We start from the raw sequence: 19,174 nt of genomic DNA, 5'->3' as shown, positions 1-19,174 counted from the left end.
ATCTAATTAATTAATTAATACTATTTGCTCCACCACTGACTAAGAAAATTATAGCTCCAAGTGCCATAGTAGCTACTCCCATGTAGGGATATTTTTTAATTCTAGATTTAGTAATTGGAAGCCACGAAAAATATCTATCAGATTTGTTTGTTTCAAATTGTTTTTGTCTAGGCGGTAAACCTAATTTTTCTCTTCTTTTAGCCTCGCCCATAATTTTGTGTTTGTTTATGTATCAATAATAAAAATTATGTTCTAATCCTGCGAGTTAATTTTTTTTTTAATTAGTTCTTTATGTGAGGATAAATTATTTAAAATTTATTTAGCCTTCTTTAAATACAAATTCTTTGTATTTGCCTGATCTGATGTAAATAACAAAATTAATATAGTTCCCACCAGAAATGAAAAAATCATTGTTAAACCAACAACTTCAACCATCTCACTAGGCAGATAATTTAGAAACATAATGCATAGATCTCTTAATTTAAACTTAGCAATTGTATTTTTTATGTAAAGTAAGTATTACTCCTTAAATTTGGAAAAGAACTTTGTGAGAGTTTTTAATCTTTATTTATTTTTTTGGGATAAATATAGTCCTAGTTCATCACAATTTTCTTACTTAGCTATTCCTATTTTCTTAAGCAATTTTAGGTAAGGTAAGGCCCAACTACCAAAGGTAAAAGAGATTATCGTATTTTTTGGAGTTGGGAATAATGTTTTAGAACGAATAGAGGCTAATTTAGAAAATTTCTTAATAGTCTCCACTTCTAGATTATCCATATACAAATTTTTTTGAACACTTCGATCTTTCTTACTTGGTAAATAATTTTCTATAAACCACAAGAATTGATCTAAGCTTGATTTATTTGATGAGTTATTAAATTGTTTATATTTTTTTTTAAACATCTTTATTTAACTCTTAATTACTGAATTAAATTTGCCATTTATATAATTTAAATCAATAGTAAAATCAGCAAAATTATGTTCTTTTAATAATACAGAAAAAGAAAATAAAATTTTTTAAACAGATTTTTTTATATATTCCGAAAAAAAGAGGGATTTATCCCTCTTTTTTAATCAGTTACAAAAAAAAATTTAATTTTTTGAATCTTTCAATTTAATTTCCTTTTGAGTTTGCCTGATTCTTTCTTCGAAGACGGATCTTCTGTATGGAGTAACTTCTCCACTTTTTGTAGCCAAAAGCTGGGCTTCATATAGCCTATTAGCTCTTTTGATTTTTTCTCTTATTTGTAAGAGGTTATTCATGGTTTTTTGCAGTTAATGAGAATCCCGTTCCTTACTCCCATTTCATGCGTCCAGAGATATAAACTTGGATGAACGTTAGTGAACGATAACATCTTTAAAATAATTCTGCGAGAGTAATTTTTACTAAATTTTTTCTCAAAAAAATAAATATTGAATAGATAGTATAAATAAGGTTTTAATATCTCCTAAATCAGGATAAGAAAATTGTTTGCGACCCATCATTATTATCCTGAATCACTATTTTTTTATTTGGAAAAATATCTGATAATATTCTTTTCAAATTTGAATTATCTGAAGGGATTATATTACTCATATTTTTTGAATTAATTTTCCAATTTTCATCTACAAATAGTTCTTTATCATCACCTTTTTTGTTCTCGAGTGATGTTTTATGCAGAATCTTAAGTAACAGTTCTGAATCATAATCTTTAAATTCTTCAGTGCTCTCTTTTAAATTTTGAATCATTATTTAGAAATCAAATATTTCTAAATTTTGCTTGAGAAATTTGCAGAATACAAGGTATTAATTACCTAAAAATTTCTTTCAAAACAAAAAATTCGTATGTAATTAAAATATTTTTCTCTAGAAAATTTAATTCCTAAATAGCTAAAGAATGATATTTAAAAAGATTAAATAATCATTTACACCATTTATTTACTTGTTAAGTTGTAATTAAGGGATTCTGAAGAAATGCCAAGAGTAATTAACAAAAAAATTAGACTTTTAAGATGGTTAAACTCAGGCATGATCCTACCATTTATAATTATGGCTACATCCTCATCAATCATTCTTTATGGTCTTTTATTTATCCTAATAAAATAGTTTTCTAATTTAAGCAGCTAAGTTTTCTTCAGATTTAGACATTATTATTGCAGCTTTTTTTAATAAACTAACTACTTCTTTTCTTCCAACTGCATTATCAGCTTGGCGCATTATTTCAGCATATTTTTTGTTTATTTTTTTCATAAATAGTTTTAAATTAATCTAAAATTACAGCACCTCAAGAATGTGTCAATCCTAAATAATTCTCATATATTATTTCTTTGCTTATATTTGCATAATAAAAATTGCTCATTTATTATCCTTAAATTTTTTTTATTGATGATGCCAAAAAATCATAAATATCAAAATTAATAATCCTTTTAATTAAACTATATTGAAGGATTTGGAAACATAAAATAAACCTCCGATTAGGATCAATATTGCAGCTCCATAAAAAAGAAAAGGGATAATTGGATATTTATATAAAGTAGACCTTACTTTTTGTTGTATGGCTTTTTTATCAAGTTGAGGCAACTTTATATCTTCAGTTTTTTCTCTGGGCGGAATACCTAAATTTTTTCTTCTCTTTGCCTCTCCCATAATTAATACTAAGGAATTCCCATACATTTTAAATAATTGTTATCAGCTAAATCTAAAATTTGATTCCATTCTTCATGAGATAATTCCAAATTATTTTTAAAATCTTTTTCAAATTTAAGAATACATCTTTTTTCTATATTTTCTGGAGAATTATAATTTCTTAAAAAAGAAGCGCTCAAATACGATAACGATGAAAAGACTATAATTATTTTAGCAATTCTAAAATTATTCATATCTTAGATTATATTGCCTTATAAATAAATAAGGTACTTGTTGGTTTTATAATAAATTTAATCTATTAAAAAACAATTATCAAATGATAAATTCTGTAAATTTTAACCATTTACCTATTAAGGATTTGGTTGTTTCAGGGTTAATAATCTTTATAATGTCGACGATTATTGCCAATATTTATGACCCACTATTAGGAATAACTTATGCATTTGGAAATATACTTACTCTTACTTTTTTGAGCTGGTTATACAAAGAGACTTGGAGTGATCCAAGGAAATAATTTTAATATAAGAAAAAGGTAAATAAATAACTACTTCTGTATTTTTAATTTTGAAGAATACTTTAAATTAACAATATAGGTTGCAACAAGAGAAAGTATCAAAAAAAATAATAAGCTTTCCAATGTAGATTGGGGCATAACCATGAGAAGTACCAAAAATGATATATCTTTAGAAAAACGAATTCTGGAGAAAAATCAACCCTTGCATTATTTTTTTATACTCAAACTAATAATTTTGTTTTCTTATAAAATCTTTGAGATTTAGGTTGATATTAATTTAAAAAATATTTTTCTGCCCTCCTTAATGCTTTTATTGCTCCCTTATAATCAAGATTTTTTAATCTTTCCTTACTTTTTTGTTCCAACATTTTTACTATTTCATTTCTCTTTATTTCATCAATTTTCATCTTATGATCGAATATAAGATCAAATTTTGAGGAATATAAACTAGATAATTCTTCTCTATATTTTTCAATAATTTTTTCATCACAAGATTTTGATTTCAATATTGCATTAGCCTTCATTTTGTCATTTATTGCTCCTTTAAAATTTCCTAGTTTAAATTTATTTTCACTTGATCTGGTTAGCTTAATAAGATTTACCAATATCAATTGACCAGAATCTTCCATTTTTGTTTTTTTTTCTAAATTCAAGCTAATCCTATCAGGATAAAGAAAAATAACTTATTTTTTTAAAACTCAAATAATTAAATAATTAACCAATAACAAGTCCTTTTTCAAGAAGTAAATCGAAAACCTCCACACTTTTCGTTTTCCCAAATTTAGGGGGCTTATGTAAATCTAATATTTCAGCAAGGCACATAATCCAATATGTATCTTTTTTTAAATTTAGACCTTCGCAAATATGGGTGGGGGCAGATTTAAAACAGCTAAATTCTGTTGATATATTAATGTTCATAATTTGAGTTTCAAGTTCCAAACTTAAAAGTTCTATTTCTTGCTCAGAAAGGGATGTCCCAAATGAGTATGATTCAATTAAAAGTTGATAATTCATAAAATATTTATTTTTTCAAGAAATCCATCGAGTTATTTTTGTCCCCCCATAAATATGCCCTGAAGCTTCAACAATAGGTTTTGTTTCAGGATTCATAAAAATATCGTATAGAACATTTTCTGGTCCTTGAAAAATTACAGTTGCCCTTTGAGGATCATCTAAGGATTTACCAATATAAAATGTTTTAACTCCCATTTCTTTAAACATCGACTGCTGTTCCTCAGCATTCATATGAGATTCATATTGTTCAAACGTATTACTTAGTTGAAAATCTAGAATAGTCGTTTCAATAGTCATAGCAATAATAAGATGTTTTTTAGATTTTAAATCTTTTTGCAAAAAAAATAATTGAATAAAGATTAGTTTTTATTAAGCAATGTATTAACTAATTTTTATTTATGGGTTATAAATCAACTATAAAAAAACAGATTTTAATTTTGGACTCAAAAATTTCTCCAAGAGAACAATGGACTAGTAAGTTGGGATTCATTCTTGCAGCTGCTGGTAGCGCAGTAGGCCTCGGTAACCTTTGGGGTTTCGCCTACAGAGCCTCTCAAGGTGGAGGTGCTGCTTTTGTACTTTTATACATACTAATAGTGTTAATTGTATGCCTTCCGGTATTTGTTGCTGAAATGGCTTTAGGAAGAAACGCAACTGTCAGCACATTGCTTGCACCAGTAAAGTTAGCTGGGAAAAATTGGTATCCATTAGGAATTCTTTTCTTTATAGCTCCCTTAGGAATAGCATCATATTATTCAGTCATTATGGGGTGGACCGCAGATACCTTGTTCCATTCATTATTTTTTGGATTACCAAAAAATTTAAGTGAAGCAGAAACTTTCTTTGGCTCAATTAGTAGTGGTAGCAGTGTTTTATTGGGGCACCTATTAAGTCTTGTTCTTACAGCCATAATAGTTTCATCCGGGATAAAAAAAGGGATCGAAAAGGTGACACGATTCTTTATGCCTATACTTTTTATAATTCTAATATCGCTAGCAATATGGGCCACTTCACTTTCAGGCGCATGGGAAGGATACAAAACATTTTTGTTTAAGTTTGACTTTGATGAATTAAGGAACCCTCAAACAATAAGAAATGCTTTTACACAAGCTTTCTTTTCTTTAAGTTTAGGAATTGGAGTTATGGTGACTTATGCTTCCTATTTAAATAAAAAGAGTAATCTTCCAAAACTAAGTGTTGGAGTTGCTTCATTGGATACTTTGGTGGGTCTTATGGCAGGACTTATTACTTTTCCTATTGTTTTAACATTTGGTTTAAGTGATGCTATTTCTGAATCAACAGTTGGCGCCCTATTTATATCAATTCCTACAGGCCTTGGTTCATATGGAGCGGTTGGAAGAATTGTAGCTGTTGCATTTTTTGCATTAGCTTATATTGCAGCAATAACTTCTTCTGTTTCATTATTGGAAGTTCCAGTTTCCTCTTTAATGGATAAATTTGGTTTTAAACGAGAAAAATCTGTTTGGCTGATAACTCTTTTCCTGTTCTTAGCAGGCATTCCTTCTGCACTGAACTTAAACACTCTTGGAACTATTGATTCGATTTTTGGAGGCGTATTACTTATCTTTGGTGGATTCTTGGTCACTTTCTTTATGGGATGGGTAGTTCCTGGAAAGTTTAATGAAGAACTTAGTGATTCAAAAGTAGGAATCAAAACGACACGTTATTTGAAATTCATGACAAGATGGGTTGCGCCCCCAATTATTGGTTTTGGACTATTTATTAGTGTGTTTGATTTGCTCAAAGGTTGGGTAAGTTAGAAAATTTTTAAAAGTAATATAGTTCAGAAATAAGGGGGGTGGTATAAGTCGATCAACAAATTAAATTGTGAAACTTTTTTACATTATTTTAAAGCAAACTTAAAAAAAATTCGTCAATATATAAGTATTTACAGTGGTTCTTGCTTAAAAATTAATATATCGGAGAAGTTATTTTTTATTTTTTAAAAGCCAAAAAATTTTTTCCAAAAAAAAATGTCTTAGCGCTGACCCTGTTTTAAATTAAGTATAAAATTTTAACTTATTTTAAATCTCAAACGTATCGGCAAAAACATCCCTAATAGAATCTATATAAAATACATTTAGGTGTTTAATTTAAAGAAATTAGGGCACCTTAAAGAATAGATAACAAATTTGATGTCAACCAAATCTGATTCATTAAAAGAAAAGCTTACAGAAAATTTTTCTGAATTTTCTCAACTATCTGACTATTCTTTTATGGATTCTCTTAAAGCAGATCCTCAATCAAAAAAAGATGGAAATGATCATAAGCCGCGTTCAGTATATTCGGGTCATTACGTACCAGTTGTTCCAACTGCTATCCCAGAACCAGAATATATTTCCCATAGCAACAAACTTTTTAAAGAACTAAGGCTAAGCTCAGATCTTACTAAAGACAAGAATTTTTGTCGTTTTTTCTCAGGTGATATTTCTGTTGCTAATTATCCAATGAGTCCTGTTGGTTGGGCAACAGGTTATGCATTATCAATTTACGGGACTGAATATACCCAGCAATGTCCCTTTGGCACTGGCAATGGTTATGGCGATGGCAGAGCAATTTCTGTTTTTGAAGGTTTATTCAATGGGAAAAGAATGGAAATGCAACTTAAAGGAGGAGGTCCAACTCCCTACTGTCGTGGAGCAGATGGTAGAGCTGTCTTAAGGTCTAGCGTACGAGAATTTCTTGCACAAGAATTAATGGATGCCTTGGGTATCCCTACCTCAAGATCTTTAACACTTTATGTCTCACGTTCAGAAATAGTTAGAAGACCGTGGTACTCAAAAGGTTCCAGGTATTTTGAACCTGACATCATGATTGATAATCAAGCTGCAATTACTACAAGAGTCGCTCCATCTTTTTTACGTGTAGGCCAGATTGAACTTTTTGCAAGACGAGTTCGTAATAATGCGCATGACGAGGCCTTCAATGAACTAAAGATGATAGTTCAACATCTTATTGATAGAAATTATAAAGATGAAATTGAATGTGAGATTTCAATTGAAAGTAAGGTAATAAAACTGGCTTCTTTATACAGATCAAGACTTATATCACTTATAGCCAACTGGATGCGAGTTGGTTATTGCCAGGGTAACTTCAATAGTGATAATTGTGCTGCTGGAGGTTATACCTTGGATTATGGCCCCTTTGGATTCTGTGAATTATTTGATCCAAGATATCAACCATGGACAGGTGGAGGTGAACATTTCTCATTTTTCAACCAACCTTCTGCTGCGGCAATTAACTTTAAAACATTCTGTTCCTCTCTTAGTCCGTTACTTTCAGAAAGCAAACAAGATCAAGAAAAGTTAGATCAAATCGAAAAGGATTTTTCAGAATTAATGAACAAAGAGTTGAAGAAAATGTGGGCAAACAAGCTTGGTTTAGAACACTACAACGAAACTCTAATAAATGATTTTTTTAATCTCATGGTCATTTCAAAAGCAGACTATACAATTTTGTTCCGTAAACTCTCTGAAATACCGGATAAATTAGATTCTTTAAAAGACAGTTTTTATTTACCAATTAATGATGAGCTCAATAATAGGTGGGAAGTATGGCTTGAAAACTGGCAATCAGTCTTGAAAAAAGAGGGAAATATTAAAGTAAAATCGGACTCGATGAAATCTCTTAATCCAGTCTATACATGGCGTGAATGGATGGTCGTCCCTGCATATGAAGAAGCTGAAAAAGGAAATTACAAAAAAATAAAAGAGTTGCAGGATGTTTTCAGTAACCCATATATAGAACAATCCTCAGAAACAGATCAAAAATATAATTGTTTAAGGCCAAGTCAATATTTTAACTACGGAGGCATCTCTCATTACAGCTGTTCTTCTTAAATGTTGAATCCTCAAAATGCAGATTGAATAACTTAGAAAAAACTTATTTATTTATGGCTGTAGGCATTCCTACTACTGATACAACTCCCACGTGAAGTATGGCTGGCTTCTTTCCTACATTTTTTAAATAGTGGGGCCTCCATTATTACTCTCTATAAATGCTCCGCCTGCTTAAAAGAAATAAATTTCTTCACCCCTCACATGCTTTAATCTTCCTCTGGTGACATGAATCAACATTGGGGAAGGGTGCGTATGAATTGGAGTTTTCAAGCCAACCGGAATCTTTACTTTTAAAAGTCTTAATACAGGCTTCCCCTCGAGATAATTAAAATTTTTACCACTAAGTCCTTTTGAACTTTGAATAATAGGTATAACTTCAATCTTTTCTTCAGCAAGAGAAGGTTGTGGCAAAGCTAAAGTCCCAATAAAAAGGAAACAAAATGGAATAAATGTTTTTATTTGCATTAGATATTTAAGTTTCACTAATAATAGGTAGTTTGCAAAAATAATAAACTAATTTATTTCTTATATAACTTTTCTAATTGCTTAATTTCCTCTCTTAAATCCTTACCTCTCTTATTTAATTTATTATTTTTAATAACTATTGGGATAATCCACCAGGCTTGAAGACCTAAAAAGATAAATACTAGGATCAATAATTCAAAAGTACCAGGCTGCATTTGATAAATAACCCTTCTTTGTTAATAACATTATTCTAAAAGTTATTAAACATTCATGAGATTTGGAATTTTTCTAGGCTGCCTCTAATTCAATATTAAGTTCAATTCCCTTTGAAATGATTGCTTCTTTAAATTCAATAAGTTTAGAAATTATTCTTTGCTTCTCAGGATTAGTTTTGTGGATATCATCTGCAACTTCCTGCATTGCAAGCGTTACTTTTTGTAGTTTGATTTCTAGATCTTCCCTGTAGTTCATAAGCTTAAAGAAATTATCTTATTTATTAAAAAACAAAATAATTATTAGTAAATAAGTACTTTACCTTAAAAGGATTGACAGCAAAACAAGGAGGATATAATTTATAGTACAAACGTATTAATAATCAACCAGCCGATTATAAGATAAACTATGGAGCCTAAGTACTCATTTGGTTGTAGCACTAGCAAACCCAACGGATGTCTACTAAATCCCGAAGGCAGCAGAATGATCTTTTTCGAAGAATGCAAAAATTCTCCCAAACCTAATTTAAAAATTCATACTCATCTTTTCTACACAAATCACCTTGGAGAACCAGGAGGGTACAAATCCTCTGAAAAACTCAACATAGATTCAGCTTGGAAAAAGTGGCACGAACTTCACCGAAAAGGATGGACAGAAGTGTCTCACAATTACGGATAAGTGATCCTGTCAAGAAAAAGCCTTTATGTTTTTATGAGCTTAAGAGTTTCCTAAAATATGGAATTCGGTGTCAAAAATAAATAATCAATATTTATTGACATTTGTATATGAGAAAACATTAAATTGTCTAAAATCTTATAAAAGTAAATAAATAAAAATTAATATGCAATATTATTTAAATGATAAAAAATTAAATAAGATTGAAAAGCAAAAGGCGGAGAAAGATGGTCTGAAAATTTTTGAAGAATTAGATGATTATGCTCTTAAAGGCTGGGAAGAGATGGATGAAGTAGATTTGCAAATGCGCTTAAAGTGGTATGGCCTTTTTTGGAGACCAAAAACTCCTGGAAGATTTATGATGAGGCTTAGAGTTCCCAATGGAATTTTAAACTCTAATCAGTTGAGAGTAATCGCTTCAATAGTTGCTAGATACGGAGAAGACGGTTCTGCAGATATAACAACTAGGCAAAATATTCAATTAAGGGGTGTTTTGATAAATGATCTACCAGATATTATTAAAAGACTTAGAGAGGTTGATATCACATCCGTTCAGTCTGGAATGGATAATCCAAGAAATGTTACTGGCAATCCACTAGCGGGAATTGATCCTGAAGAAATTATTGATACAAGAAAATATACTTCTGAATTAGAAGATTACTTAACAAATTCTGGTAATGGTAACCCCGAATTCTCCAATTTACCGAGGAAGTGGAATACTGCAGTTGCCGGAGCAAAAGATAATTTTCTTCTACATAATGATCTTATCTTTCATCCTGTTTTTAAAAATGGAATATTAGGCTTTGGTGTTTGGGTTGGAGGAATTTTATCAGCAAATTTAAATGCTTATGCTATACCTCTAGATGTCTGGGTAGAAGAAAAAGATATATGTAAAATAACTGGAATTATTACTTCCCTTTGGCGAGATAATGGAGATAGATTTCTAAGAAATAAAGGAAGATTTAGATATTATTTAAACTCTATAGGTATTGAAAAATTTAGAGAACTTGTAGAAGAAAAATTTGGAACTTTGTCGAACGATCCAGGCTCAATTTTCAATGAAAAACAAAGAAGTTTATTTGGGATTAATAAACAAAAACAAAACAATCTTTACTTTGCTGGATTACATATTCCTGTAGGAAGATTATGTGTAGAAGACATACAAGAAATTGCAAGATTAAGTGAAAAATATGGACAAAGTGAAGTAAGACTAACCGAAGATCAAAATCTAATTATTGTTGGCCTGAAAGATAGCATTTTAGAAGAATTTGGTAATGAAGAAATTATTAATAAATTCAAATTAAATCCATCCCATTTTTCAGCGAGTACCGTTTCATGTACAGGGAGTAGTTATTGTAGCTTTGCTCTTGCAAATACCAAAGATATAGCAAGGAATATTTCTGAAAAATTAGATCGAGAACTTGAATTATCAGAGGAGGTTAAAATCCATTGGACAGGATGTCCAAATAATTGTGGGCAAGCTCATATGGGTGGTATTGGCATGACCGGCACAAAGGTAAAAAAAGAGGGAGGTGGAACTGAGGATGGATATAATGTCAGTATTGGAGGAAGACAAGATCACCTGCAAACTTTAGGTGAAACCGAATTTAAAAAAGTTAGTAAACATGAAATTTATAATTTAATCAAAGAAATTTTAATCAACAAATTTAATGCAAAGTTAAAAACCTAAAAACATATTAATGAGCAAAAGTGAATCTGAAATATTAGAAGTTTTAAATGGATTAGGTTCAAAAAAATTAGATCTTGATATTCTATTTTCCTACTATTCATTGGAATTATCTTTTGAGATTCGTAAAGTTATTGCGGAAAAGATAGGTATGCAAGAAAGGAAAGGATATTTTTTACTTGAAAAGATGATAAAAAAATTTGGCCTTAAAGTTGAATTAATTGAGGCCCTTAAATTAACAAATGAAAAAAATGCAAAAGATCTTTTACTAAAAAATCTTTATCAAAATAATAAGTTAAATATTCATATAATTAATGCTTTAGAGCCCTGGGGAGGAGAAATTGAACTTCAATTAATAAGAGAAATATTCGATATTTGCGAAATAGATTTTTGGATTGCAGGCCTTAATATTCTCCATTTCAAAGCTCATCAATTAACTGATGAAAAATTATTATATTTTATTGATCAAATAAAAATTTACGATAATTTCAAAATCAACTACAAGATAATCTCTATCTTAAAAAGAAGAGAAAGCGAAATAGTTTGTAAATTGCTCTATAAATATTCTTTAAATAAAGAATTAGAAATCGCTAAATATGCAATTTTTTCTTTAGGGAGTATTTGGAATGATAATAGTTTTGAACAATTATCAAAATTAGAAAATGAAATAAAAGATCCTTCTCTACTTAAATGCATAAAAAATCAAAAAGTAATCTCAAATCAATTTCTAATAAATAAATAAACTAGAGAATTATTGTTTTAGCTTATCAATGAGATTTATTAAGTTACAAGGTTTTGTATTTTCATTAAGTTGATAAGAAATTATATCTTGCCAACCTGTCATCACAGCATCCTTAGATCCAGGCAAAACGAATAAAAACTTACCATTTGCAGACCCCGCAATACACCTACTTTGTAAAGTACTTGTTCCTATCTTTTTAAATGATAAAAATCTAAAAGTTTCCCCAAAACCATCAATCTCTTTATCTAATAAAGGTCTAACAGCTTCAGGAGTAACGTCCCTAGCTGTAATTCCTGTACCACCTGTTGTAATAATCACATCAATATTTGGATCTGAGATCCAATCGCTTATATATTTTCTAATTAAATAAATATCATCTTTGCAAATTATCTTATTAAAGATATTGTGTCCTGATTTCTCAGCCTCTTGAAGTAGATAATTTCCACTCTCATCATTTTTTGTGTTACGAGTATCAGAAACAGTAAGCAAAGCTATAGAAACCACTTAAAATTAAACCATTAGTTACTAGATCACTATAGATGGAAAATGAAAAATCTAACAAAATTAAGGTGGTTTTATTATCTAGTATCGCTGAAGATCTAGGATGGAATGAAAAATTTCTTACAATTGAAGGCTCTCAAATGAAGGTTTTTTCTGTATGGAAATTAATTAATTCTAATTTACCTAAAGATAATATTATCGTTTCTATTAATCAAGAAATTACAGATATGGATGCGAAGATTAATCCAGATGATGAGGTGGCATTTATGCCAATGTTTACCGGTGGATAATTTAAGAATACAATTTAAAATCCTAGAAGAAACTTTTAATCCTTATAAAGAATTCGAACTTTGGGAGAAGGTCAATAAGAATTCAGCAAACTCTCTTTTTATTGGAAGAGTAAGGCCTTTTGATCAATTTGGAAATGATTTAAAGAAACTAGAAATTGTTCATTATAAAGGAATGACCGAAAATTATATTAAAAGATATTTAATGAAAATTTCTGAAAAACAGGATGATTTATGTATTTTTCTCTTACACAGGATAGGTTTTATTTACCCTAACGAACCTATTATTTTAATAGCAGTAAGTGCAAATCATAGAGGCATTGCAAATAAATATCTCCAAGAAATACTTGAATTTACAAAATACAAAGTTCCTTTTTGGAAAAAAGAATGGACTTTCAAAGGATCCTCATGGGTAAAAAAGAATACTGAATTAGGCTTTGAATTATAAAAAATTATTTTTTAAAAGTTGTGCCCATAATAAATTTCCTTTTTGACAAAAATCAATTTCAGAAGGTATTTCTATTAATAAATCTGAATTAGATATTGAACTAATCTTTGATGAGGATTGTTCTTCAGAAATATCTGCAATTAATTCACCTTCTTCATTAACGATAAGTTTGCCTCTAAGCAATTCAGGTCTCCCTTTTCTTCTTTTCAAATCAGAATTCAGCTTAACCTTAATCCTAAGAGGGAATTCAATATTAGTAATTCCTTCAAGTTTCTGAAGTGCGGGCCAAACAAGTTGGATAAAAGTAATAGCTGCTGAAACGGGATTCCCAGGTAATCCAAAATAAGGAATTTTTTTGTTTATCAATCCAAAAGCAAAGGGTTTTCCTGGCTTTAAAAATAGTTTCCAAAATTTAATCTCTCCTATCTCGTTAACAATATCTTTTAAAAAATCTTTTTTACCCACTGATATCCCGCCAACTGAAATAACCACATCATTAAATTCAGAAATATTTCTAAGAGAATTTTTTATATTTTGATAATTATCCTTTTCTATATGAATTTCATTAATTTCAAATCCAAGATTTTTTGCAATTGATTTTATCAAAATACTATTACTTTCCCATATTTCTCCTTTCTTTCTTACAGTTCCTGATTTGATAAGTTCATCTCCAGTAATTAGTAAACCCAATTTAGAAGTTTTACTAACTTTTATAGTTTTTATCCCACAACTTGCTAATTTACTTAAAATCCCAGGTGTAATCTTTACCCCCTTCTTGATTAATATTTCACCTTTAAATACTTGATCATTTTTTTCTCTAATCCAAGAGTTATTAGATGATGTTTCTTTTTTAATAATATACTCATTTCCTTTTAATAATTCTAAAGAAACTTGTTCTTGAGGAATCACAGAAAAACAATTATCTGGCACAAATGAACCTGTGCTAATAGTTACAGCTTCACCTTTTTTAAGAAGATCATTAAATGGCTTTCCGGGAAAAGACTCTCCGACAATTTTCCATTTATTCCCTTTAGTTGATTCTCCTAACGCATATCCATCCATAACTGATGATCTATAACCTGGCATATCTTCCTCAGATAAGATTTCCTCCATAGAAACTTTTCCAAGTGCTTCATCTAAATTTATCTCTTCCTTATGTAAAATTTCATTATTCACCATTAAAGTATCCATCTCTTCCAAGATTTTTTTAATAGCATCGTTTAAATAAAGACCCTGATTGTTAATATCAATTCCCATTATTGTGAGTACTTAACTTCTTTTTAATATTCCATTTTTACCACCTTTTTTTTCTAAAAGGCGAATATTATCAATAGTCATAAAAGGATCTAAAGCTTTGAGCATGTCATATAGAGTGAGAAGACCAATTGAAACTGATGTAAGAGCCTCCATCTCAACACCTGTTTTAGAATGAGATTTGCAAAAAGCAATAATTTTAATTGCTTTCATTGATTCACAAATTTCAAAATCAATTGTGATTTTATTCAACGATAAATTATGACAGAGAGGAATAAGTTCTGAGGTTTTTTTTGCACCATTTATTGCAGAAAATCTAGCCGCTGCAAAAATATCACCTTTTTTAATTTTTTCATTTTTTATTTTTTCTAATATTTCTTTGTTTAAATTAATATATCCTTCTGCTAAAGCCTCTCTTCTAGTTTCTACTTTATCTGAAATATCAACTATGTTCATTTCTCCCCTTTCATTAATATGAGTTAAAGATTTATCCATTTCCATTTAGCAATTTATTCAATAATACAAAAAATAAAATTTTTAATAAAGCTAATATCAATTTTTTATACTTAGCATTAATTTATTAATAAAATATCTATTTAATTTTGGTTAACAGTCAATCAAATCATTATTTTAATTTCGAGGATGATTTTATTAAAGACTTAAGATGCATTCCTTTATGTGTAAGAAGGAAACTTGATTTAATTGGAATAAAATTAAAACTTACTCATTGGCAAGATTTTAATTTAATTGAAAAAAATAAGATAGTAGATTGGCCAGATTCAAAAAAAGATCTCATTGATTTAAAAACTTTTTTAAAAGAAATTACATCTAATTCAAAATATGGAGAAGCAAAAGAAATAGAAATTTCAATTAATCAACCTTGGCAAAATAAAAATAAAGTTCCTGAACAAGTTTTAAAATCGGCACTAGCAAGGGGAATTAATATTTCAGTTGAAAAATGGAGAAATTTAAACGAATTAGATAGATTTGCTTTTTGCAAATTAGTTAGACCAAGCCATGAACACAACAATTTGGATAGAGCATTTGATGAGATTCTGAAATAAGATTATTGACTAGTTTGGAACAATTATTACTGAGCATGCTTTTAATTCCGGTTGTTTTGATATCGGGCATGACTTTTCATGCATCAAAGAGTTTACTTCACACATATTTTTTTGACTAAAACCCCAATGCATTGGTAAAAAAACTGTACCTGCTTTAATTTTGTCAGTAATCTGAACTTTTGCTTGAACTTCCCCTCTTTTGGATTTAATTTTTACTATTTCATCATTTTTGATTTTTAAAGATAAAGCATCTTTAGAATTAATTTCCAATAACGGTTCTGGATTCTTTTTTGTAAGTTTTGGAACTTTAGAAGTTCTTGTCATTGTATGCCATTGACTTAGATATCTTCCAATTGTCAAAATTAGTGGGTACTCATCTGAAGGAGGTTCAGCCAACCCAATAGGATCATCAATACAAAAATTTGCTTTGCCAGTCTCAGTTGGGAAATAACCATCTTCATATAATCTTTTTGAAGATGTACTAGGTAAGCTGCCTTTAGGATAAGGCCATTGTTGAGGACCATGATTTTTTAATAATTGATATGATAATCCGCTCATATCGCATAATCTTTTTGTGGTAGTTTTTAAAAATTCATCATAAACTTCCGATGAAGATTCATATTCAAATTGTTTGAAATAGCCTATCTTCTGTCCTAATTCAGCAAATATTTGCCAATCTGGTTTTGAATTTTTATTCGATTCTCTGAAAGATGGGCAAAGGGTTACTCTTCTTTCTGAATTTGTCATAACACCATCTTTTTCGCTCCATTGAGCTGCGGGCAATACTAGATGAGCATATTTAATTGATTCACTTTGTTCATAAGATTCGTTGAGGATAATCAAAGGACATTTTAAAAGTGCTTTTTTTACAAAGTTTAAATTAGGCATGCTAACCAAAGGGTTCGTAGCTGCAATCCACCAAATTTTCACAGATCCTTTTTTTATAGCTTCTATTTGTTCAAATGCAGATAGACCCTGTTTTGCAGATATCTTTCCCTCAGGGAACCCCCATATTTTTTCAATTTCATTCCTATCTATTTTATTTTTTACAAATCTATATCCTGGAAGAAGGTGCGATAGTCCTCCTGCTTCTCTCCCACCCATAGCGTTTGGTTGGCCAGTTAAGGAAAAAGGACCAGAACCTTCTTTGCCTATTTGGCCGGTCATTAAATGAAGATTTATTAGCCCATTTACTGCTGCTGTACCCTCTTGCCTTTGATTCAAACCCATCGACCAAAGACTTAGAACATTTTTACTTTCTCCCCATAATTTTGAAATATCAATAATTGTTTTCTCGGATATATTGCAAATTTCACTTATTTTTTTTAAATCCCATTTTTGTATATGTTTTACAAAATCAAAAAAGCTTTCGGTCGACTTATCAATGAAATTTTGATCAGTTAATTGATTCTTATAAAGATAATTCGCAATCCCAATAAATAAAAATAGATCTGTTCCAGAAGAAATTTGTAAATAAAAATCTGCTATGGATGAAGTTTCAGTTTCTCTTGGGTCAATTACTATTACTTTTAAATTATCATTTACGTTTCTTTTACGTTTTTTAATTCGATCAAAAAGAACGGGATGACATTCTGCAGTATTTGTCCCTATTAATAAAATTAAAGAGCAATGATCAATATCTTCATAACAACAAGGTGGGCCATCAGAGCCAAAACTTCTGTTATATCCAGCTACTGCTGAGCTCATACATAGTCTTGAATTAGCATCAAAATTATTTGTGCCTATTGCCCCCTTGAGAAGCTTTTGGGCTACGTAATAATCTTCAGTATGAAATTGACCTGAGCCATACATAGCTATTGAATCAGGTCCATAATTTTTTATAGAACTCAAAATATTCTCTTTCATAATTTCGTATGATTCGTCCCAGGAAATTTCTTTAAATTCTTCATTTAAATTTTCCCTGTAAAGTGGTTCTTTTAATCTCCCATCTTTTAAGGTCTCACATACTGTTGCTCCTTTTACGCACAATTTACCTTGAGTTGAAGGACTATCCCTATCTCCACTGACTAACCATTTATCATCAGAAACCGAACTTTTAGGCTTCATTTTTAAACCACAGCCAACACCGCAATATGGGCATTGACTTTTAGTAAAATTCATAAAATTTCTTTTATAAATATCTCAATAGTTGTTGGTTAAACGTAATTTTCAGCTTTTTCGCCTTCATAAGCATCCGCGAATGATCCTTGAGGTTCCTTTAAAAAGAAATAACAGAAGAATCCAACTATTAATCCTGCTATACCTAAGACTTGGAAGAAGGCACTATTTGAAGCAGCAATTATTTCTGGAGAAGGATCTTTACCTCCACCCATCCATAAAGGTAAAAGGCTATAAATATTTAGATAAGTTACTGCACCAACATTTCCATAAGCCCCAACCAATCCAGCTATTTGTCCTGTTACTCTTTTTTTAACTAAGGGAACTAAAGCAAAAGTTGAACCTTCTCCTGATTGAACAAAAAATGAACAAAGCATAGTTAAAAATACAGCCATAAGAATTCCTGCTGATCCTGTGAAAGTTCCAGGTTTTATTAAAGACATCAATAGATATCCAAACCCTAATCCCATAGTTAAGAATCCCATTGTGTTTTTTCTATTGCCTGTTCTGTCAGATATCAATCCTCCGGCAGGTCTAGCTATTAAATTCACAAATGCATAACATGATGCAAGAATTCCGGCTACAGCTTTAGGTAAATCAAATGTAAATTCAAAGAAACTAGGAAGCATTGAAACTACTGCCAATTCTGATCCAAAATTCACAATGTAAGTTAATTCCAAAATAGCTACTTGTTTGAATTCATATCTATCTTCTTTAGGGTAAATTTTAGTTCCATTTAATAATTCAATATTCGTTCTTATAATTCCCCAAGTTTGGAAAATAAACCACGCTAAAACTGCGATTAAGGCTATTGGATAAGTAGATGAAGTAAGGAAACCTACTTTTTGAAGTCTCCAACATAGGACTGAAAGAATTGCTGCGAATGGGACATTCATCCCAATTAAACCCCAAAAATCTCTTATACTCGTTACTTCTAAACCAGCTGTTTTTGCAGGCCTTTGATAAGGTTTTCCTGGAGGTGTATCAGTCACACTAAAGAAATAAATAATTCCATAAACGAAAGAAATAATTCCTGTAAGAGCAATAGCTCCCCTCCAATTAAGTACAGCTCCAGTTGGCAACTCAAACCCTCCTGAAAAAGACAAAAATCCAGCTACGGCAACAAGAGAAAGGGCAGAAAAAGCAGATCCAAAATTTCCCCATCCTCCATATATTCCCTCAGCCAAACCAATTTCTTTGGGAGGGAACCACTCAGATACCATTCTTATTCCGATAACAAAACCTGCTCCTACTATTGACAAAAGCAATCTCGCAATAACAAGTTGATTGAAGTCTTGAGCACTAGCAAATAATAAACATGGGACGACAGAAAATATCAAGATTGTTGAGTAAGTTTTTCTTGGGCCAAATTTATCCAATAACATTCCAATCAAAACTCTTGCAGGGATAGTCAAAGCAACATTACATATTGCTACTGTTCTAATTTGAGCAACAGATAAACCTAAATCGGCTTTAACAGTAGTTGCAAGAGGTGCGAGGTTAAACCAAACAACAAAAGTAAGAAAAAAGGCAAACCAGGTGAGGTGAAGAGTTCTATATCTGCCATTTAAAGACCAAACATCACTTAACATAAAATTTTTTCGAGATTAATTTCAAGCAATTTATATTTCGATCAATGCATTCATTTGTATTATTTAATACGAAATCTGGTTTTTAAGAAATACAACTTTTTTAAAAGACTAGAA

25 protein-coding genes and 1 pseudogene are annotated in these 19,174 nt (G+C 30.2%); 9 read left to right on the top strand and 17 right to left on the bottom strand.

What is annotated here, in order from left to right; genetic code table 11:
* Positions 1–10: 10 nt before the first annotated feature.
* The 6 genes from JJ842_08655 to JJ842_08630 all read right to left on the bottom strand — a co-directional run bounded on the left by JJ842_08655 (position 11) and on the right by JJ842_08630 (position 2,859).
* Entirely contained in the window at positions 11–211 is a 201-nt protein-coding gene (locus tag JJ842_08655; GenBank protein ID MBO6971980.1) for a DUF2839 family protein, read from the bottom strand.
* Between the two features lie 401 nt (positions 212–612).
* A complete protein-coding gene (locus tag JJ842_08650; protein ID MBO6971979.1) occupies positions 613–903 on the bottom strand; it encodes a hypothetical protein in 291 nt (96 codons plus the stop codon).
* 189 nt (positions 904–1,092) lie between these two features.
* Positions 1,093–1,263: a hypothetical protein gene (locus tag JJ842_08645; GenBank protein MBO6971978.1), complete on the bottom strand. Its 171-nt coding sequence runs from the start codon at positions 1,261–1,263 to the stop codon at positions 1,093–1,095.
* A gap of 190 nt (positions 1,264–1,453) precedes the next feature.
* On the bottom strand, positions 1,454–1,729 hold the full coding sequence (locus JJ842_08640; protein MBO6971977.1) for a hypothetical protein: 276 nt from the start codon (positions 1,727–1,729) through the stop codon (positions 1,454–1,456).
* Positions 1,730–2,410: 681 nt separating this feature from the next.
* Entirely contained in the window at positions 2,411–2,626 is a 216-nt protein-coding gene (locus tag JJ842_08635) for a DUF2839 family protein (GenBank protein ID MBO6971976.1), read from the bottom strand.
* A gap of 8 nt (positions 2,627–2,634) precedes the next feature.
* Positions 2,635–2,859, bottom strand: coding sequence for a hypothetical protein (locus tag JJ842_08630; GenBank protein ID MBO6971975.1), 225 nt, complete (start codon positions 2,857–2,859; stop codon positions 2,635–2,637).
* An 83-nt stretch (positions 2,860–2,942) separates the two neighbouring features.
* Between JJ842_08630 and JJ842_08625 the strand changes: the two genes are divergently transcribed.
* Positions 2,943–3,140 carry a hypothetical protein gene (locus tag JJ842_08625; GenBank protein MBO6971974.1) on the top strand — a complete coding sequence of 66 codons (198 nt, stop codon included), beginning with the start codon at positions 2,943–2,945 and terminating at the stop codon, positions 3,138–3,140.
* A 272-nt stretch (positions 3,141–3,412) separates the two neighbouring features.
* On the opposite strand, the gene JJ842_08620 is transcribed toward JJ842_08625, so the two are convergent.
* The 3 genes from JJ842_08620 to JJ842_08610 all read right to left on the bottom strand — a co-directional run bounded on the left by JJ842_08620 (position 3,413) and on the right by JJ842_08610 (position 4,451).
* The gene (locus JJ842_08620; protein MBO6971973.1) at positions 3,413–3,769 is read right to left on the bottom strand and encodes a hypothetical protein; all 357 of its coding nucleotides are present in this window, start codon (positions 3,767–3,769) and stop codon (positions 3,413–3,415) included.
* Between the two features lie 85 nt (positions 3,770–3,854).
* On the bottom strand, positions 3,855–4,154 hold the full coding sequence (locus tag JJ842_08615) for a hypothetical protein (GenBank protein ID MBO6971972.1): 300 nt from the start codon (positions 4,152–4,154) through the stop codon (positions 3,855–3,857).
* Positions 4,155–4,169: 15 nt separating this feature from the next.
* The gene (locus JJ842_08610) at positions 4,170–4,451 is read right to left on the bottom strand and encodes a DUF3764 family protein (protein ID MBO6971971.1); all 282 of its coding nucleotides are present in this window, start codon (positions 4,449–4,451) and stop codon (positions 4,170–4,172) included.
* Positions 4,452–4,591: 140 nt separating this feature from the next.
* On the opposite strand from JJ842_08610, the gene JJ842_08605 reads away from it, so the two are divergent.
* A complete protein-coding gene (locus JJ842_08605; GenBank protein MBO6971970.1) occupies positions 4,592–5,935 on the top strand; it encodes a sodium-dependent transporter in 1,344 nt (447 codons plus the stop codon).
* Positions 5,936–6,310: 375 nt separating this feature from the next.
* Positions 6,311–8,014, top strand: coding sequence for a YdiU family protein (locus tag JJ842_08600; protein MBO6971969.1), 1,704 nt, complete (start codon positions 6,311–6,313; stop codon positions 8,012–8,014).
* A 43-nt stretch (positions 8,015–8,057) separates the two neighbouring features.
* Here the strand turns inward: JJ842_08600 and JJ842_08595 are convergent.
* The 3 genes and pseudogenes from JJ842_08595 to JJ842_08585 form a co-directional block, all read right to left on the bottom strand.
* Positions 8,058–8,479: pseudogene (locus JJ842_08595) on the bottom strand (cupin domain-containing protein).
* A gap of 53 nt (positions 8,480–8,532) precedes the next feature.
* Positions 8,533–8,694: a hypothetical protein gene (locus JJ842_08590; GenBank protein ID MBO6971968.1), complete on the bottom strand. Its 162-nt coding sequence runs from the start codon at positions 8,692–8,694 to the stop codon at positions 8,533–8,535.
* A 73-nt stretch (positions 8,695–8,767) separates the two neighbouring features.
* Positions 8,768–8,950 carry a hypothetical protein gene (locus tag JJ842_08585; protein ID MBO6971967.1) on the bottom strand — a complete coding sequence of 61 codons (183 nt, stop codon included), beginning with the start codon at positions 8,948–8,950 and terminating at the stop codon, positions 8,768–8,770.
* Between the two features lie 150 nt (positions 8,951–9,100).
* Between JJ842_08585 and JJ842_08580 the strand changes: the two genes are divergently transcribed.
* From JJ842_08580 to JJ842_08570, 3 genes are all read left to right on the top strand, one after another.
* On the top strand, positions 9,101–9,370 hold the full coding sequence (locus JJ842_08580; GenBank protein ID MBO6971966.1) for a DUF1651 domain-containing protein: 270 nt from the start codon (positions 9,101–9,103) through the stop codon (positions 9,368–9,370).
* 163 nt (positions 9,371–9,533) lie between these two features.
* Positions 9,534–11,057 (top strand): ferredoxin--nitrite reductase, encoded by a 1,524-nt coding sequence (locus tag JJ842_08575; GenBank protein MBO6971965.1) that lies wholly within the window; start codon positions 9,534–9,536, stop codon positions 11,055–11,057.
* 10 nt (positions 11,058–11,067) lie between these two features.
* Positions 11,068–11,796, top strand: a complete 729-nt coding sequence (locus tag JJ842_08570; protein MBO6971964.1) for a hypothetical protein — start codon at positions 11,068–11,070, stop codon at positions 11,794–11,796.
* 9 nt (positions 11,797–11,805) lie between these two features.
* On the opposite strand, the gene moaB is transcribed toward JJ842_08570, so the two are convergent.
* On the bottom strand, positions 11,806–12,300 hold the full coding sequence (moaB, locus tag JJ842_08565; protein ID MBO6971963.1) for a molybdenum cofactor biosynthesis protein B: 495 nt from the start codon (positions 12,298–12,300) through the stop codon (positions 11,806–11,808).
* A gap of 35 nt (positions 12,301–12,335) precedes the next feature.
* On the opposite strand from moaB, the gene JJ842_08560 reads away from it, so the two are divergent.
* Together JJ842_08560 and JJ842_08555 are read left to right on the top strand one after the other, a co-directional pair.
* Positions 12,336–12,587, top strand: a complete 252-nt coding sequence (locus tag JJ842_08560) for a MoaD/ThiS family protein (GenBank protein MBO6971962.1) — start codon at positions 12,336–12,338, stop codon at positions 12,585–12,587.
* Entirely contained in the window at positions 12,580–13,032 is a 453-nt protein-coding gene (locus tag JJ842_08555; GenBank protein ID MBO6971961.1) for a molybdenum cofactor biosynthesis protein MoaE, read from the top strand. The genes JJ842_08560 and JJ842_08555 overlap by 8 nt, the downstream gene beginning before the upstream one ends.
* Here the strand turns inward: JJ842_08555 and JJ842_08550 are convergent.
* A complete protein-coding gene (locus tag JJ842_08550) occupies positions 13,027–14,289 on the bottom strand; it encodes a molybdopterin molybdotransferase MoeA (protein ID MBO6971960.1) in 1,263 nt (420 codons plus the stop codon). The two genes, JJ842_08555 and JJ842_08550, sit on opposite strands and share 6 nt — an antisense overlap.
* A 12-nt stretch (positions 14,290–14,301) precedes the next feature.
* A complete protein-coding gene (moaC, locus tag JJ842_08545) occupies positions 14,302–14,781 on the bottom strand; it encodes a cyclic pyranopterin monophosphate synthase MoaC (GenBank protein ID MBO6971959.1) in 480 nt (159 codons plus the stop codon).
* A gap of 104 nt (positions 14,782–14,885) precedes the next feature.
* On the opposite strand from moaC, the gene JJ842_08540 reads away from it, so the two are divergent.
* The gene (locus JJ842_08540) at positions 14,886–15,350 is read left to right on the top strand and encodes a nitrate reductase associated protein (protein MBO6971958.1); all 465 of its coding nucleotides are present in this window, start codon (positions 14,886–14,888) and stop codon (positions 15,348–15,350) included.
* A gap of 9 nt (positions 15,351–15,359) precedes the next feature.
* Here the strand turns inward: JJ842_08540 and JJ842_08535 are convergent, their stop codons facing one another.
* Positions 15,360–17,471, bottom strand: a complete 2,112-nt coding sequence (locus tag JJ842_08535; GenBank protein ID MBO6971957.1) for a nitrate reductase — start codon at positions 17,469–17,471, stop codon at positions 15,360–15,362.
* Between the two features lie 35 nt (positions 17,472–17,506).
* Positions 17,507–19,060, bottom strand: coding sequence for a NarK family nitrate/nitrite MFS transporter (locus tag JJ842_08530; GenBank protein MBO6971956.1), 1,554 nt, complete (start codon positions 19,058–19,060; stop codon positions 17,507–17,509).
* Between the last annotated feature and the right edge of the window lie 114 nt (positions 19,061–19,174).

The organism is Prochlorococcus marinus CUG1433 (genome assembly GCA_017644425.1).
In the GTDB taxonomy this organism is placed as follows: Bacteria; Cyanobacteriota; Cyanobacteriia; order PCC-6307; family Cyanobiaceae; genus Prochlorococcus_A; species Prochlorococcus_A marinus_U.
The sequence above is the reverse complement of the archived record's forward strand: the minus strand, read 5'-3'. Positions and strand labels throughout refer to the sequence as shown.

Bases quoted from the DNA above. Each gene is read 5' to 3' on its own strand.
- JJ842_08655 (MBO6971980.1), bottom strand. From the start codon at position 211: ATGGGCGAGGCTAAAAGAAGAGAAAAATTAGGTTTACCGCCTAGACAA.
- JJ842_08650 (MBO6971979.1), bottom strand. From the start codon at position 903: ATGTTTAAAAAAAAATATAAACAATTTAATAACTCATCAAATAAATCA.
- JJ842_08645 (MBO6971978.1), bottom strand. From the start codon at position 1,263: ATGAATAACCTCTTACAAATAAGAGAAAAAATCAAAAGAGCTAATAGG.
- JJ842_08640 (MBO6971977.1), bottom strand. From the start codon at position 1,729: ATGATTCAAAATTTAAAAGAGAGCACTGAAGAATTTAAAGATTATGAT.
- JJ842_08635 (MBO6971976.1), bottom strand. From the start codon at position 2,626: ATGGGAGAGGCAAAGAGAAGAAAAAATTTAGGTATTCCGCCCAGAGAA.
- JJ842_08630 (MBO6971975.1), bottom strand. From the start codon at position 2,859: ATGAATAATTTTAGAATTGCTAAAATAATTATAGTCTTTTCATCGTTA.
- JJ842_08625 (MBO6971974.1), top strand. From the start codon at position 2,943: ATGATAAATTCTGTAAATTTTAACCATTTACCTATTAAGGATTTGGTT.
- JJ842_08620 (MBO6971973.1), bottom strand. From the start codon at position 3,769: ATGGAAGATTCTGGTCAATTGATATTGGTAAATCTTATTAAGCTAACC.
- JJ842_08615 (MBO6971972.1), bottom strand. From the start codon at position 4,154: ATGAATTATCAACTTTTAATTGAATCATACTCATTTGGGACATCCCTT.
- JJ842_08610 (MBO6971971.1), bottom strand. From the start codon at position 4,451: ATGACTATTGAAACGACTATTCTAGATTTTCAACTAAGTAATACGTTT.
- JJ842_08600 (MBO6971969.1), top strand. From the start codon at position 6,311: ATGTCAACCAAATCTGATTCATTAAAAGAAAAGCTTACAGAAAATTTT.
- JJ842_08590 (MBO6971968.1), bottom strand. From the start codon at position 8,694: ATGCAGCCTGGTACTTTTGAATTATTGATCCTAGTATTTATCTTTTTA.
- JJ842_08585 (MBO6971967.1), bottom strand. From the start codon at position 8,950: ATGAACTACAGGGAAGATCTAGAAATCAAACTACAAAAAGTAACGCTT.
- JJ842_08580 (MBO6971966.1), top strand. From the start codon at position 9,101: ATGGAGCCTAAGTACTCATTTGGTTGTAGCACTAGCAAACCCAACGGA.
- JJ842_08575 (MBO6971965.1), top strand. From the start codon at position 9,534: ATGCAATATTATTTAAATGATAAAAAATTAAATAAGATTGAAAAGCAA.
- JJ842_08570 (MBO6971964.1), top strand. From the start codon at position 11,068: ATGAGCAAAAGTGAATCTGAAATATTAGAAGTTTTAAATGGATTAGGT.
- JJ842_08560 (MBO6971962.1), top strand. From the start codon at position 12,336: ATGGAAAATGAAAAATCTAACAAAATTAAGGTGGTTTTATTATCTAGT.
- JJ842_08550 (MBO6971960.1), bottom strand. From the start codon at position 14,289: ATGGGAATTGATATTAACAATCAGGGTCTTTATTTAAACGATGCTATT.
- moaC (MBO6971959.1), bottom strand. From the start codon at position 14,781: ATGGATAAATCTTTAACTCATATTAATGAAAGGGGAGAAATGAACATA.
- JJ842_08535 (MBO6971957.1), bottom strand. From the start codon at position 17,471: ATGAATTTTACTAAAAGTCAATGCCCATATTGCGGTGTTGGCTGTGGT.
- JJ842_08530 (MBO6971956.1), bottom strand. From the start codon at position 19,060: ATGTTAAGTGATGTTTGGTCTTTAAATGGCAGATATAGAACTCTTCAC.